At 70.0% G+C, this 14,801-nt stretch carries 14 protein-coding genes and 1 pseudogene; 6 read left to right on the forward strand and 9 right to left on the reverse strand.

Translation table 11 applies throughout. From position 1 onward, the window contains the following. Positions 1-13 precede the first annotated feature (13 nt). Positions 14-247 carry a holin gene (locus tag EV382_RS12810; protein WP_130401785.1) on the forward strand — a complete coding sequence of 78 codons (234 nt, stop codon included), beginning with the start codon at positions 14-16 and terminating at the stop codon, positions 245-247. A gap of 97 nt (positions 248-344) precedes the next feature. On the opposite strand, the gene EV382_RS12815 is transcribed toward EV382_RS12810, so the two are convergent. Then, complete coding sequence (locus EV382_RS12815; RefSeq protein ID WP_130401786.1) at positions 345-1,013, reverse strand: hypothetical protein; 669 nt, start codon at positions 1,011-1,013, stop codon at positions 345-347. A 30-nt stretch (positions 1,014-1,043) separates the two neighbouring features. On the opposite strand from EV382_RS12815, the gene EV382_RS12820 reads away from it, so the two are divergent. Together EV382_RS12820 and EV382_RS12825 are read left to right on the forward strand one after the other, a co-directional pair. Further along, a complete protein-coding gene (locus tag EV382_RS12820; protein ID WP_130401787.1) occupies positions 1,044-1,511 on the forward strand; it encodes an SAM-dependent methyltransferase in 468 nt (155 codons plus the stop codon). Between the two features lie 66 nt (positions 1,512-1,577). After that, positions 1,578-1,706 (forward strand): annotated as a pseudogene (locus EV382_RS12825) (NADPH:quinone reductase); the annotation flags it as partial. A 79-nt stretch (positions 1,707-1,785) separates the two neighbouring features. Here EV382_RS12825 and EV382_RS12830 read toward each other — a convergent pair. Next, the gene (locus EV382_RS12830) at positions 1,786-2,184 is read right to left on the reverse strand and encodes a VOC family protein (protein ID WP_130401788.1); all 399 of its coding nucleotides are present in this window, start codon (positions 2,182-2,184) and stop codon (positions 1,786-1,788) included. A gap of 92 nt (positions 2,185-2,276) precedes the next feature. Here EV382_RS12830 and EV382_RS12835 point away from each other — a divergent pair, with 92 nt between their 5' ends. Next, positions 2,277-3,290 carry a helix-turn-helix transcriptional regulator gene (locus EV382_RS12835; protein WP_130401789.1) on the forward strand — a complete coding sequence of 338 codons (1,014 nt, stop codon included), beginning with the start codon at positions 2,277-2,279 and terminating at the stop codon, positions 3,288-3,290. Between the two features lie 19 nt (positions 3,291-3,309). Here the strand turns inward: EV382_RS12835 and EV382_RS12840 are convergent, their stop codons facing one another. After that, positions 3,310-4,017, reverse strand: coding sequence for a DUF4386 domain-containing protein (locus EV382_RS12840; RefSeq protein WP_130401790.1), 708 nt, complete (start codon positions 4,015-4,017; stop codon positions 3,310-3,312). Positions 4,018-4,258: 241 nt separating this feature from the next. Then, positions 4,259-5,674 carry a MocR-like pyridoxine biosynthesis transcription factor PdxR gene (gene pdxR, locus EV382_RS12845; RefSeq protein WP_244236654.1) on the reverse strand — a complete coding sequence of 472 codons (1,416 nt, stop codon included), beginning with the start codon at positions 5,672-5,674 and terminating at the stop codon, positions 4,259-4,261. Between the two features lie 56 nt (positions 5,675-5,730). On the opposite strand from pdxR, the gene EV382_RS12850 reads away from it, so the two are divergent. Then, complete coding sequence (locus EV382_RS12850) at positions 5,731-7,083, forward strand: FAD-binding oxidoreductase (protein ID WP_130401792.1); 1,353 nt, start codon at positions 5,731-5,733, stop codon at positions 7,081-7,083. A gap of 24 nt (positions 7,084-7,107) precedes the next feature. On the opposite strand, the gene EV382_RS12855 is transcribed toward EV382_RS12850, so the two are convergent. The 3 genes from EV382_RS12855 to EV382_RS12865 all read right to left on the reverse strand — a co-directional run bounded on the left by EV382_RS12855 (position 7,108) and on the right by EV382_RS12865 (position 12,165). Continuing rightward, positions 7,108-7,596 (reverse strand): MarR family winged helix-turn-helix transcriptional regulator, encoded by a 489-nt coding sequence (locus EV382_RS12855; RefSeq protein WP_244236655.1) that lies wholly within the window; start codon positions 7,594-7,596, stop codon positions 7,108-7,110. An 8-nt stretch (positions 7,597-7,604) separates the two neighbouring features. Then, positions 7,605-8,849 carry an FAD-dependent oxidoreductase gene (locus EV382_RS12860; RefSeq protein WP_130401794.1) on the reverse strand — a complete coding sequence of 415 codons (1,245 nt, stop codon included), beginning with the start codon at positions 8,847-8,849 and terminating at the stop codon, positions 7,605-7,607. A 130-nt stretch (positions 8,850-8,979) separates the two neighbouring features. Continuing rightward, entirely contained in the window at positions 8,980-12,165 is a 3,186-nt protein-coding gene (locus EV382_RS12865; protein WP_130401795.1) for a penicillin acylase family protein, read from the reverse strand. Between the two features lie 516 nt (positions 12,166-12,681). Here EV382_RS12865 and EV382_RS33090 point away from each other — a divergent pair. Next, complete coding sequence (locus EV382_RS33090) at positions 12,682-13,443, forward strand: hypothetical protein (protein WP_208758392.1); 762 nt, start codon at positions 12,682-12,684, stop codon at positions 13,441-13,443. Between the two features lie 32 nt (positions 13,444-13,475). Here the strand turns inward: EV382_RS33090 and EV382_RS12875 are convergent, their stop codons facing one another. Then, entirely contained in the window at positions 13,476-13,943 is a 468-nt protein-coding gene (locus EV382_RS12875) for an NUDIX domain-containing protein (RefSeq protein ID WP_130401796.1), read from the reverse strand. Positions 13,944-14,000: 57 nt separating this feature from the next. Next, a complete protein-coding gene (locus EV382_RS12880; protein WP_130408757.1) occupies positions 14,001-14,651 on the reverse strand; it encodes a hypothetical protein in 651 nt (216 codons plus the stop codon). Between the last annotated feature and the right edge of the window lie 150 nt (positions 14,652-14,801).

Raw genomic sequence — 14,801 nt, forward strand, 5'->3', positions numbered from 1 at the left:
TGGAGGTACCACGATGTTCACCACGAAATTCTGGAAGGCCACCGCCGAGCGGGCGGTGAAGAGCGCCGCGCAGGGTCTGCTGCTCTACTGGGGCGCCGACGTCGTGTTCAACGCGTGGCAGGCGGACTGGGCGGCGGCCGGCGGCATCGCGTCCGGCGCGGCGGTGTTGTCGGTGCTCACCTCACTGGTGAGTGCGAAGGTGTCCGGAGAGGGCGACTCGCCCAGCCTCGTCGCTGCCGAGCAGTGACGTCACGCGGTTGCCAAGGGTTGCGCCCCGGCTGCGGCCTGCACGGGGCGCTTCCCGGTCGAACATGTCGTTGACGGCCGGCAGAGTAAGCGGACCGCTAATCATTCGTGGGCCGACGGTCCACGCCTTCCGGGGTGAACGAGAACGAGCCAGCAAAGGCACCGGGCCTGTGACGTACGGCGAGTACCACCCGTTCGGGGTGGACGCCCCGAAGCGTCGTCTCCGGTGCGCCCTCCGCGAAGGCATTCCACAGGTGAAAGCAGAGCAAGCCGTGGTCGGGATGGGCTGTGCCGTACACAAGGGTCTTGGGATAGTTGGGGTTGGTCCCGCCGATCCACAGCGATGGCGGCCCGAAGGCAGCGATCACCGCGGACAGCGACCGGTCCTGGACCACCCAATCGCCAATGTCGGCGCTCATGTGGCGGAGTTCCTCCTCCGACAACCTCCGATCCAGCTCCAGCCAGCCGAAGCGATGGGCGATCTCGGCGTAGACCGAGGCCGTGGCATCTCGCACGGCGGCGGCCGGCAGGATATTGGAGTACGCACCCGCGACGCCCATGGGGGCGAACGCGCCACGATCGCGCAGTCCATCACACTCCGTCTGCCACCGAGCCAGCCTTCCATCCACGGCAGCCATCGCCTCCAGCAGAAGCAGCTCGGCACTCTCGCGGCTGCCATACATTCCAGGGCGGCGAAGCACATCGTTCACCTTCGCCAGGTGATGCTGACGGGCCTCGGCGAGTTCCGGCTCCACTCCACTGCTCATGATTGTCGATCATGGCACTAGTCTCGACCTATGCCGAGCTTCGAGATCACTCCGATAGGTACGGTGCGCAACGACCGGACGGACGTGCAGGACACGGACAACTGGGGTGCGGTTCGCAGCACGATCACCATCGACGAGCGCTTCGGTGAGGCGTGCCTCCAGGGCCTGGAAGGGTTCTCCCACGTCGAGGTGCTGTTCATCTTCGACCAGTTTCCGGATCACGGCGATTACCGCGAACCTCGCCCCTACCGTGGTCGCTCAGACCTTCCGCCGGTTGGCGTATTCGCCGGCCGTGGCCCTCGCCGACCGAACCGCATCGGGGTTACGTGCTGCGCGATCGAGTCCGTCCACGGCCGCGAACTGACGGTGGTGGGCCTCGATGCGGTCTCCGGCACTCCGGTCATCGACCTGAAGCCGACGATGGTGGAGTTCCTGCCGGTCAACACCAGGCAGCCGGACTGGGTCAGCCGCATGATGTCGGAGTACTTCCAGCCGTAAGGTGTGCCAGTGCACGGTCGCCGGCCACGCTGGTCGTGGCTCTCATCTGGCCTGCGCGGTGCCACGGGCAGGGCCGTGGTCGGCGAAGAACACGGCCTGCCACTGCACCGCTTCCCGCTGCACCGCACCGCCGACGCTCACCGAGCGGTGGAGACCGGCGCGGTCGGCAAGGTCCTGGTCGACGTCACGCCCTGACGTTCACGGCTGTCGCATTCACCGAAACCCCGGGATCCCGCGTTCCGGCCGAAGGTGCCTGTCGGGGGCCGCGCTGTCGTCAGCGAGCATATTTCTCGATGGCGGCCGGCGTCACCGGGGTGAAAAAGTTGACCAGGTTGCCGTCGGGGTCGCGGAACAGTAACGCCCGGTTGCCCCAGGGCATCGTGGTGGGCTCGTTGACGAAGTCCTCGACGAAGCCGGCCAGGTTCTGATGCACGCCGTCCACGTCGTCCACGAGGAACTCGATGATGACGGTGTGATTGTCGGCCGGACGGGCGGCGCCGGGCGCGAACAGCGGGACGGTGCGGGTGCTGCCGATCGCGAGGGTCGCGGAGGTGGTCCTGACCTCAGCGAAATCCTCGTTGGCCCAGCTCGCCTGCACTCCCGTGGCTCGCTCGTAGAAGTCGACGAGACGCGCGACGTCGTCCGTGATGATGCGGGTCGAGACAAAGTTCATCGTGATCTCCTTGTTCCGGTGGAGCCGTTCCACGTCGCATGCTAGGACCAATACCGGACAGAAACGGTCCATATTTACGCTAAGTTCCCTGCATGGCTCGACCTACCGCTCGCGTGCTCACTCTGCTGGAGCTCCTACAGTCGGGCGGCATCCGGACGGTGGCCGAACTCGCCGACCGGCTCGGCGTCGACGGGCGCACCGTGCGGCGGTACGTGAACCACCTGATCGACCTCGACGTGCCCGTCGAGTCGGTGCGCGGCCGCTACGGCGGGTACCGACTCGCTTCCGGATACCGCATGCCTCCGCTCATGCTGGGCGACGACGAAGCGCTCGCCGTGCTGCTCGGCTTGGTCGCCGGTCGCCGAACGGGGTTGATGACGGCGATGGGCACGGCGAGTGAGACGGCGGCGGCGAAGATCCGGCGGGTACTGCCCGAGCGGCTCGCCCGCAGGCTCGACACTGTGCTCGAATCCCTCACCTTCACGGCTCCGCCCGGCGAGTTCGCCGTCCCGGAGACCGGGGTCCTGCTCTCTCTCGCCGATGCCGTGCACCATCGCCGGCCGGTCTCGATCAGGTACACCGCCGCCGACGGGCGGCACAGCGAACGCACGCTGCACCCGTACGGGCTCGTCGCCCATTCGGGCCGGTGGTACGTCACGGGCGCGGATCCCGAGATCGGCGAGGACCGGACGTTCCGGTTGGATCGCATCGCAGACGCGAGGACTCTGCCCGGCTCGTTCGAGCCGCCCGCCGGACTCGATCCGGCGCAGCGCGTCCTCTCCGGGCTCGCCAAGGCTCCGTACCGGCATCACGTGACACTGTGGATCCAGGGAACCGTCGAGCAGATCCGCGCCCGACTTCCCGCCAGCGTCGCGAGCGTGGAGGAGTCCCCGTCCAGGGCAGATGCAGATCCAGAGACCGAGCGGTGGCTCCGCGTCGAGCTGTGGGCGGAGCGGCTCGACTGGTTGCCTCCGGTGCTCGCGTCGCTCGACCAGCCGTTCGTCATCGAGCGACCGGATGAGCTCCGCGGTCTCGTCATCGCGCTCGCCGACCGGCTCGCGACGTCCGCCCGCAGAGTCCACCTCACGCATAACGACGGCCCGTGACAGCCGTGCGCTGAACGCTTCAGCTCGCCACCGGCGTCGGCGGGTGAACGGTTGGCGGCGCTTCGTCCAGTGCCTGCCGGCGCACGCCGCGGATGAGCAGGTAGCCGATCATCCAGAACTCGCCGACGGAGGCGGGATACGCCAGGGCCTCGGCGACTACTTGTGCGTCAGGGGCGAGGTATCTGATGAACGCGCTGAGCACGTACCCGACACCGCCACCGACGAGGATCCAGCCCAGCACGCGGGGCATCCAACCCGATCGCAGTACGCACCAGCCCATGGGGACGAGCCACAGGCCGAAGAACAGTGCTCCCACGCCCCACAGGCTGTCGCTGACCAGGTACAGAACCTGGACGTTGGCCGCCGCGTCGCCGACCGGGTCGACCGATACCGCGACCGTCGTGGCCAACAGTGCCGCGCTCACGAGGCCCACGATCGTGTTGACCAGACCGAATGCGGCGATCCCGCTCGCGGCGGAGCGGTCCACGGTGCGGAACAGGCGATAGAACCAGACGGCGGCGAGGGTCTGGGTGACGACCATGCCCAGTTCCAAGGCAACGCCAGCGCGGGCGAGCGACTCGTGCGCAACCAGGTTGGCCAGCGTCGCATTGGCGTCGTCGGCTGCGAAGATCTGCGGGCGGACAATAAGGAACCCGAGTACGCCGGTGATGGCATTACCGAGGTAGAACAGCCCGGCCGTGCGGGCGGTACGTGTCGACGCGTGCATCGTGGCTCCCTCTCGATCCGGGCGAGGCGTTGAGGGGTTCGCATGAGCTCCCCTCGACTTCGGGTGTGTGGAACCGGGCAGCTGTTTCTCCTCGGAGGAAACGCCCCTCCAATGTAAGAAAAACTTGACATGTCGAAGGTAAAGCAGCTCCGACACGGTGTCAAGAATTCTTAACACAGCCCGGGACCGCAATCGCTGCCGTAGCCACCACACCCGCCGATCGCTCGCGGCCGCAACGTCCTCAATTGACGATGTGCGCCCGAACCTCCGCGACCGCGTCGGCGAGGACGTCCACTCCTTCGGTGATGGCGCGTTCGGGAAGGGTGGCGTAACCGAAGATCAACCCGCCAGGTCCGGCGGGGCTGAGTCGGTACCGGGCGACGCCCTGCACGGCCAGCCCGCGGTGGGCGGCCGCGGCCACGACCGCGGCCTCGTCGAGGCCGGGCGGCAGCCAGGTGACGACGTGTTGGCCCGCTGCGACACCGACCGGTTCCAGGTCGGGCAACCGGGTACGCAGGGCGGCCAGCAGTGCGTCGCGGCGGCGGCGGTAGACCGGGCGCATGCGCCGCAGGTGCCTGTCGAACTCGCCGCGGGTGAGGAAGTCGGCGAAGGTCAGTTGGTCGATGACGGGAGAGCCACGGTCGGCCAGTACCTTGGCCGCGGTGATGTCGTCGACCAGGTGCGCCGGTGCCAGCAGCCAGCCGAGGCGCAGCCCTGGCGCCAGGGTCTTGCTCGCGGTGCCGCAGTACACGACGGTGTCGGGTGCCAACCCCTGCATGGCGCCGATGGGCGAACGGTCGTAGCGGTACTCCGCGTCGTAGTCGTCCTCGATCACCACGGCGCCCCGGCGCTGGGCCCAGTCGATCACTCGGGCCCGCGCGGGGGCCGACAGGACCCCGCCGGTGGGCCACTGGTGCGAGGGCGTCAACACGACTGCGTCCGCATCGCTCTGTTCGAGTGCCTCGACGAGAATGCCGTCGGGCCCGACCGGGACGCCGATCACGTCCAGGCCGGCGGCGGCCGCGACGGGGCGGGCGTCGTCGTCCGGGGACGGGTCCTCGACGGCCAGCCGGCGGGCGCCGCGCGCCGCGAGCACCTGGATCAGCAGCGCGACCCCCTGCCCGTAGCCGTTGCAGATCACGACGTTCTCCGGGCGGGCCGACGTGCCGCGGACGCGGTTGAGGTAGTCGGCCAGAGCCGCGTGCAGTTCGGGCACGCCCCGCCCGTCGAGGTAGGCGAAGTGGTCGTTCGGCGCGGTGGTGAGGACCGCGCGGATCGACCGCAGCCAGGCCGCCCGGGGGAACGACGACACGTCGGTGCGGCCGTACCCGAAGTCGATCCGGGCTGCCAGCCGATCGCCGGCGGGGCGATCCACGGGCGTCGGAGCCGGGTCGACCGCAACCTGGGTGTAGCCGCCCGCCCTACTGGTGAGGTAGCCCTCGGCGACGAGTTGCTGGTACGCCTCGACCACGACGCCGCGTGAGACGCCGAGATCGGCTGCGATGGTGCGGGTGGGTGGCAGGGACGTCCCGAGACGCAACCGGCCGGCCCGGATGCCGCCCCGGATCGAGGCGGCGATCTGCCGGTGCAGCGGTTCGGCCGCGGACCGGTCGACAGCAATGAGCAGGTCCTGCGCCGTACTCGAATTGGTCCTCATACTGCCCATGCGATCGGACCTTACCGGGGGTACCGATTTCCGTCAGGCTCCACGGCATGACGACAGCGACAAGCCTCCGCCTCGCCGGCCGCCTCCTCACCCCGGACGACCCGGGTTACGACGCCGCCCGCACCGTCTGGAACACCATGATCGACCGACGCCCGCGAATGATCGTGCGGGCCGCGAGCGTCACCGACGTGGTGACCGCCGTACGCCTGGCCCGGGAACTCGACCTGGAGATCGGGGTGCGCTGCGGCGGGCACAACGTGGCCGGCCTCGCTGTCCCCGCCAACGGGCTGATGATCGACCTGACCGCGCTGAACGCCGTCCGGGTCGACCCGATCCGGCGACGCGCCCGCGTCCAGGGCGGCGCGCTGCTGGGCGCACTCGACCGGGCATCGCAGACATACGGCCTGGCCACGACCGCCGGCAACGTCTCGCACACCGGCGTCGGCGGCCTGACCCTCGGTGGCGGCATGGGCTGGCTCGCCCGCCAACATGGTCTGGCCTGCGACAACGTCGCCTCGTACACGATGGTCACGGCCGACGGGGACGTGGTGACCGCGAGCCGAACCGAGAACCCCGACCTCTTCTGGGGCCTGCGCGGTGGGGGTGGCAACTTCGGCATCGTCACCGATTTCGACTTCCATCTGCACCACATCGGAACGCAGACCCTGGTCGCCGAGTTCGACTTCCGCGCCGAGGACGCCGTACCGGTGCTCGAAGCCTGGCGGGACCTCAACGCCGTCGCCCCACGGCAGGCGACCTTCACCGCCGCTGTGCAGAGCACACCCGACGGCCCCATCGCCACCGTCGGCTTCGTCTGGGTCGGCGACCCCGCGCAGGGCCACCGGTTGGTGCCGGCGATGCGCGCACTCGGCCGCCCGGTCGCCGAGCGGGTCACCACCCCGTCCTACCTCGAACTTCAGCAACGCGACGACACCACCGGCGGCCACACCTACCGCCGGTACTCCAGCGCGCACTACCTGCGGCAGTTCCCCACCGCCGCGATCGAGGCCTTCCTGCTGCGCGGCGCGGCAGACCTGCACGTCGGCACCCACCTGCCCAGCGTCGGCCTGCAGGCGTACGGCGGCGCGATCGCCGACGTCCCGGACGCCGACGCCGCGTTCAGTCACCGCGAAACCACGTTCGAGTACGGTGCCGGCTCGCGCTGGACCGAACCATCCGAAGACGACGACCGGATGGCAGCGGCCCGCAGTGCCGGAGCCGCGCTCGATCCGTACGCCCACGGCGTCTACGTCAACTCGCTCGCCGCCGACGAGGGGCAACGCGGGGTACGCCGCGCATACCCGACCGCCAAGCTCGCCAGGCTGACCGCACTCAAGGACGTCTGGGACCCGCAGAACGTCTTCCACCTCAACCACAACGTCCGGCCCAGCCACGCCTGAGCAAGGCCGCGCAGCTGCTTCCGCTCAGGCAGACCGCTGCGCGGTGTCGCCGCTGCGTAGGCGGTCGAGCTCGGCAACGTACATCGCCTGCATGTGGTCATAGTGCCGGACCAGCAGCTTGACCTCCTCAGCGCTGTAGCCCTCGATGAGCCGCTCCGCCCGCTCGGCGAACCGCTCGTACGGTCGGCTCAGCTCGGCGGTCCGCTCCGGCCGCAGGGCGACGATCACCCGCCGCCGGTCCGCCGGGTCGCGCTCGGCCGTCACGTACCCCGCCTGTTGGAGCCGGCGCAGCATGCTGGTCACCGCCCCGGTGGTGAGGTTGGTCCGCTCGGCGACCTGCCCGGCGGTGGCGGATCCGACGTCCGCCAGGAAGTCCAGGCACTCCAGGTCGCTCACGGTGAGGCCCAGCCGCTCCGCGATGGCGTACCGGAACACCATGGACAGCCGCGACATCTCCCGCCCGGCGCGCATCAGGTCGGCCATCGCGGGCGCACGGGCCGGCTCGTGGGACATGCCCGCAATCATGCCTCCGGTACGGTGACCCGGTGCAGCCGAGGTAACACGCGGGTCAGTACCCAGTGCGGTGCGGCCGCGCCCCCGGTGAGGCGGCGCATCAGCCCGGCGGCGGTGTCGACGGCGCGGAAGGCGTAGGGCACCATCTCGTCCTGGTAGCCGGCGATCGCCTCCTCCACCGCTCCGGTGGCCCGAGCCTCGACCAGCCTGCGGCCGAGCAGGGCGGCGTCGCGGAGCGCCGTGTTGCCGCCGTGGGCGCCGAACGGCGGCATGACGTGCACGGCGTCGCCCATCATCGTCGCCCGGGGCACCGCCCACCGGCGCGGGCGCTGGCCGGTGGCGAAGAGGTTGAGCACCGTGGCGTCCAATTCGGCCGTGCCGACCAGCCGCCGGATGACCGGGTGGAAGTCCGTACTCAGCTGGGAGGCCAGTCTCCACAGCGCCAGAAGGTCCCCGCGGACGCCGACGGGCACCTCCTCCTGCCGGAGCAGCAGTCCCCACATGACGTAGTCGTAGCCGGGGGGCGCGTAGCTCTCCGGGGCCAGGCGCGCGAACGCCTCCTGTGGGTTCTCACTGAACCTCATGGAGGTGAAGAAGAAGGCGCGGCCTGGTCGGTCGGCGATGGCCAGGACCCCGCTGGTACGCAGCGCGTCGGGGATGACGCTCTCGCCGTTGCGGTGCAGGGGCGACCGGCCGTAGATGCCCGCCATCGGGGTGTTCGCCGGGTCCGCGTCCGGCATGATGTGCGCGCGCAGCGCTGAGCCGACGCCGTCCGCGCCCACGACGACGCTTGCCGAGGCCGCGCCGCCGTCGGCGAACCGCAGCCGCAGCCCTCCCGGGCCGCCGTCTTCCACCGCGACGGCGGCCTTGCCGTAGTGGATGCGCCCGTTCAGCCCGGATTGCAGGATCGACCGCAGTGTCAGTCGGTCGACCTGGCGGGTCGCGTGCGGCTCGTCCTTGAAGGTGATGGTGAATGCGTCCCGCAGCCGGCTGTCGGTGAAGCGCAGGTGCCCGCCGGGCTCGTCGCCGGTGATCAGCGCCAGGTTGTACAGGGCGCGGGGCAGGCTCTTGCGCAGCGCGTCCAGCCCGTGCCGGTCGAGGATGATCCGGTAGCCCTGCCGCCGGACGAAAGGCCCCGGATCCCGTTCGTAGACGTGCACGTCGATGCCTGCGCGCATGAGGTACTGGGCGAGGCAGAGGCCGGAGAGGCCGGCCCCGGCGATTGCCACTGAGAAGTTCGTCGATGTGCCCATGCGGTTATCTTAATGACTAAGATGATTTGAGCAAGGCCACCGACGGACCCGGTGCGTGACCGCAGCCACGGCGCTGCGCACGCCCCGCAGGGGCCGGCGGCGTGGTTCCCGCCGACCCCTGCGGGCGAGATCACCGTCCGTACAGCTCGAACTCGTAGAGCGAGAACCCGTAGGAGGTGGCCCGCTTGACCCCGTACACCCGCACGTAGCGGGCGGTGACCGGGGCGAAGGTGGCGTTGTCGACGCCACCGTTGCCGGTGGTGGTGGTGAACACCGGCGTCCAGGCGCTGCCGTCGCCGGAGACCTCGATCCGGTACGAGGTGGCGTACGCGGCCTCCCAGCGCAGCACCGCCCGGTTGACGGTACGGGCCGCGCCGAGATCGACCCGGATCCACTGGTTGTCGTTGTAGCTGCTGGCCCACCGGCTGCCGAGATCGCCGTCGACCGCCTTGCCCGGGGTGTGGCTGGTCAGGAACTGGGTGCTCGACGCGGTGGCCGGACGGCCCCGGGCCAGGTTGGTGACGTCGTCGCCCCGGCGCGCCGGGAAGGAGACGACCTGCTGGTAGGTGGGGCGGTTCTGCCAGGCGATCAGCGGGTGGGCGATGCCGCCGAGCCCGGACTGCGCGATCGAGTCGGCGCACCACTGGTCACCGGCAGAGCAGGACGTGTCGCCCGGGTAGACCGTGGTGGCCGGAATCGCGGCGGCCTGGCCGAGCGTGTCGAGCAGGGACTGCCGGCACGCGCCGAGGTTGCCGTTGCCGCAGTACGCGCGGCCCAGCCCGCCGGCGACGGGGTCGCCGAGCACGGTGCGCAGGTCCTTGTCGACGTAGCCCCACCAGCCGTACTGGAACGACGAGCCCTTGTGCGCCTGACCCTGCAACGCCCAGCTCGCGGTGCCGTCGCGCCCGCCGTTCTGGCCACCCGACGGCGCCTCGTTCACCTCGATGGCGTCGACCAGCGCGGCGTAGAGGTCCGGTCCGAGGCCGGGGCGGAACTGCGCCGAGGCCAGCAGCGGCCACCAGGCGTCGAAGATCCGGATGGCGTCGGCGTGCTGGTAGACCTTCGAGCCGGGGGACGTCTCCACCCGCCGGGCGCCGGCCTGCTGCCAGGCCCGCAGCTTACCCACCGCGCCGGTCAGCGCCGGATCGGTGACCGGCGTGCTGTCCAGCACCCGCAGCAGGTCGCCGAGGACCTGTTGGCCGCGCAGGTCGGTCACCGCCGCGTCCGCCATGATCTTGACGACGTCGGCGCGACCCAGCTTGCGGTGCGCGATCGCGGCGCGCACCGGGCCGTCGAGCAGCTGACCCCGGTGTACGGAGCCGAAGCTGAAGTTGCCGTCCGCAGCCCCGAAGTCCCGCGCCTGCTTGTTGTTCCAGCTGATGTAGTAGTCCTGGTTGACCGACTGCGGATGCGCCGACGCCGGGGTGTAGGTGGCGTCGTTGGTGTCCGGGTTCCAGCCGACCCACTCATACGCCGGTTCGGCCTTTGTGGGCAGGTTCGGGTCGGCGGTGGCCGGGCGGACCGGGTTCGAGCCGGAGTTGACGTACGCCGCCTCGGTCGAGTTGACGTAGAACCAGTTGAACGCGTACCCGACGTTGGCCGCGGCCGCCTGGAACGCCGCCGCGCTGCCCATCGCCGACGGGTCGTTGTAGGCCTGGAAGCCGATCGCCGAGTCGGCCTCGTGCCGGTAGGTGGAGCGCAGTTTGGTGAACGCGGTCGGCTGCCCGTTCACCAGGCCCCGGTAGGCGACCAGCCCGTACTTGGTGCGCAACGCGCGCAGCGTGTACGAGCCGGCCGGGGTGGAGTCGGCCAGCGTCGGGGACCAGGAGTTGCGCTGCTCCAGCGCCTCCATGGCGAGGCACTGCCCGTGGTAGAGGTAGCTGTTGGTGCGCAGCGTCGGCGCGCTGCCGTCGGTGGTGCACAGCGGCACCGCGTACGTGTCGGTGAGGTCCTGCGAGGCGGAGGTGGCGCTCCACGCGTAGTCCTGGCCACGGCCGAGCAGCACGTAGAGGTTCAGCCCGGCGAACGCGGCGCCGCGCGCGCTGATGCCTGGCCCCTGCAGCTCCTGGAGCATCAGCAGCTGCGGTGCGAAGTAGCCGGTCTGCGGCCCGAACACGGCGACGGGGTTGCCGGTGGTGGTGTGCTGTCCGGAGACCACGACCGCGTTGGACATGCCGTGCGCGCGCAGGTTCGTCAGGCCGCCGAGCAGCTCCTGGGTGGCGGTGCTGGCGCCGGTGCGGGCGGCGGCCCCGCCGGTGGCGTCGTACGCGAGGGGTTCGGCGACCACCGAGCCGGCGTCGGGGAGCACCGCGCTGGTCGCGCCGGGCGGTGTCGCTCCGTACGGGAAGCTCTGCCCGTCGTGGAGGGTGAGGACGGTCTCCGGGTCGTTCTGTGAGCGGAACGCCGCCCACACCCGGTCGCCCTCGCCTGCGCCGTACTTGGCTCGGGCGGCCACCCGGACCAGGGCGGACTGGATCTCGCTGCCGCCTCCCCCGCCGAAGAGCCCGCCGACGACGCCGGCGGTGGCGATCAGGTCGGTCATGGTGAAGTGCTTGGGCTTGCCAGCGCCGGTGAGGACGTACTCGCCCGGGTAGTTGTCGTCGGCGATCGACTTGTCGATGTAGGCGTTGATGCCGGCGATGTAGTCGACCACGTCGGTGTAGAGCTGCTGGCCCCGGGCGCCCTTGGTGCGCAGCGCGTCCACCTGGGCCTGAAGGTCCGCCTCGGTGTAGGGCGAGTTGGCCCAGACGCTCTGCTCCAGCTCACGGTTGCCGGGCGCGCCGCCGGCGAACGAGGTGACGTTGCCGCGGCCGACGTGGCGCAGCAGATCCATCACCCAGAGCCGGTCCTGGGCCCCGGCGTAGCCGGCGCCGAACATGGTGCCGGCGCGGGTGGTGCCGGTGATGTGCGGAACGCCGGTGGCCTTGTCCCGAACGATGGTGACGTCGGCGCGCGGCGAGATGGTGCTCTCGACCTGCGCGGCCGGCACGCCGAACGAGGCGTCGTTGTAGAAGTGGGCGATCTGCTCGTCGGTGAGCCCGGCGTAGTTGTAGACCAGGTTCGCGTACTCGTCGAGCTGGTCGCTGGAGTGCGCCGGTCGGGTGCCGAGCACCTGGTGCGCCAGGATGGCGACCAGCGTGGCGTTGCCGTTCTGCCCGGGAGGCAGGATGTCGGCGCACTGGCCGAGGCAGTAGTCGTTGGCGGCGAAGGTGCTGGCGGCCAGCGCCGGCGACGGCGGGGTCACCGTCAGGACGCTCGCGGTCAGGACGGCGGCGGTGAACGCCGCGAGCCGGGTACGGACAGCGGGACGGGGCATGGCGATCCTCCGGGGACGCGGAGTCGGGCCGTTCGGTCACGCCCGGCTTCCGGTGCCGACGTCTCGCCCTCCGCGCCCGGGCGATCCGCCGAGAGGTGAGAGTGACTCATATCTATCTCGGGCAATGATCGGCGCAGGACCGCCGTCCGGGATACCCGTCGTTCACCACGCGCCAATGCCGACGTTTCGCCGTCTTTCGCCATCGGGACCAGGCCCGGCGGGCATGACGCGATCACGGTGTACGTTGCCAGTGAGCCACACACCTCCGCCTCCTCGAACGGACTGGAGTCACCCAACGCCGCCTTCCACAGATTCCGTCCCTGTCCAGTCGGGCGAAGACGCCTGCGGATCTGCGTCCCCGTTGGCAGCGATGAGCGTGCGGGCTCGTGTCATGACCGTTGGGTGTGCGTAGGAGTGGCGATGCGGGAGTGGCTTGACGATTTCTGGTCTCGAACACGCGCCGTGCAGATTGTGGAGGGCGGTGAGGACGGAGGCCCTCTTCGCGACCGTGCGATTGTGACTGAGCTGATGGACGCGGTGACTGTCGAGGCGGCGCGGGAGTTGACCACGACCGGTCGCTTCACCGGTGACATCTGTCGTTGTCACGGTGGGCCCACGATCGTGCTCCGCGACAGAGCGGGCGACGTGCTCGCCAGAGCTGGGCTGCACGGGCACGACTCGGTCAGTTGGGAACGATCGAGGTTCCGTAACGACCTCGTCGTGGCGGACCCTGCGACGCTCCGCCTGTTTTTGGCCGGGCACGGCGTACCGAATCAGCTGACGTCGTTCCTGGGGCCGTTGGCCGACCTGCTGCACCTGCACGAGGGCCGCCCGCAGTTCCGGCCAGCCGGGAAAAGAGGCAAGCGGTACCTGACCGAGCGCAGGGTCCCGGACGTGCTGCATCCTGTGTTGGTCGCCGCCAGCGGTCAACAGTGTGGCGAACTGTCCGATACACAGGTCGACGGCATCCGTCGACGGCTCACCGCCGCCATGCCCTACCCCACCGCCAGGGCGGCGATCCTGCTGTCCTGGCTGGGCCGTCTGCCCATTCCCGCGGAGGCGCTGTGGGGAGAAGGCGTCCTGGTACGGCAGCTACTCGCCGATCTCAGCCCGCACGACGTCGCGACCGCGGCCGCCGAAACCCGCACCGGACATGTCGCGACCGGAGTGATCAACCTGATCATGCACTCCGGTGACGACGGCACGTTGACCACAGCCGTCGGCCCGACGCTGCGTCACCTGTTTCCACCGACACCGGTGGCCGACACCGTCCGGTAGCCGTCGCAGGGTCGGTCGGCGACCGGCATCGGTTACGTGGCGAGGTGGCCGGTGGCCCGCAGCAGCGCCCGGGTGAACCGGTTGAGGTCCACACCGGGGAGTTGCGCCGGGGTGAACCAGTCCAGTTCGCTGATCTCTTCGCCGTCCGGCGCCGGTGCCCCCTCGGCGATACCGGCCTCGTAGACGGCGGTGACGTAGGCGACCCGGTCACCGTTGGGATAGGTCACCTCGTAGTCGGTGCCGCCGAGGACGTCCAGGAGCCGCGGCTGGCTGATCTGGACGCCGATCTCTTCCCGGATCTCACGCACGGCCGCCTCGGCTGGCGATTCGCCGATCTCCACGGCACCGCCGGGCACCGCCCACCCGTCCCTGCTCCCGGCGTGACGCACCAGCAGGAGCCGCGCCTGCTCGTCGACGACGATGACCGACACCGACGGCAGGTGGACCAGCTCGTGGCCGATCACGGCCCGCAGCCGGGCCAGGTACGGGGAGATAGCCATCAGCGTACGGTAGCCGCCCCTGCGGTACCGGCCCGCTCTGACGTTGCCCAGTGAGCGCTAGAGGTGACCGGTCCAGGGTCTGCCGACGCCCTCGCGTGTCGCGCTACGCCCGCGTGGCAGGTCGAGAACATCGATCAGGCTGGGGTCCTCGTCGGCGGCATGGTGCAGGTGCCCGACCTTGCCGTTGCTACCGCTCGCGTCGGAGGCTCCGATCAACTGCCAGACGCCGTCGTCCGCGTCGTGGCTGACGAACAGGACGGGCTCGTGGCGTTCGAAGACCTCAGGGGTCTGGATACAGACGGTGCCCAGCAGCCAGTGCCGCATCCACCAGGCTCGCCGATCATGCTGCATGACGTGGTCGGTGACCCACCAGACGAACGGCAGGTCCTCGTGGGCACGCGACTGCTCCGCGGTCAGGTCCGGACCGCCCTGCGGGACCCGCTCGAAAGGTTCGTCGACGAGGGAGAACGCGTGATCACCGTCGTTGGCGAAGATGATGGCGTGGAAGGTGCCACCCCCAGGGTTGCCGGCGCCGATCCCGACGGACAGACGGGCGACGTGCGGGTCCGAGCCGGTGGTCCAGCCGAACGCATACGAAGCCAACTCACCGTGTGGCCCCACGAACTCGCCGAACGCCCGCCGGTCCATGCCGGTGGCGTCAGCCGTCGGTGCTTCAACGAGTACGCCTTCCCGCACCTGAATCTGCATCTTCACGCCGGCAACCTAGCTGATCGAGAACGTCGTCGCGCAGTCGCCCGCCATCCAGAATCCGCCGTTTGCGGATGAATGAGTGGGCGTCTGCCGGGGCCAGGCCGCCATCGCCGACACCGGAAACATCCGTTATGCCATAACTTGTCT

Origin of the sequence: Micromonospora violae, assembly GCF_004217135.1 — a bacterium.
Taxonomy (GTDB): Bacteria; Actinomycetota; Actinomycetes; order Mycobacteriales; family Micromonosporaceae; genus Micromonospora; species Micromonospora violae.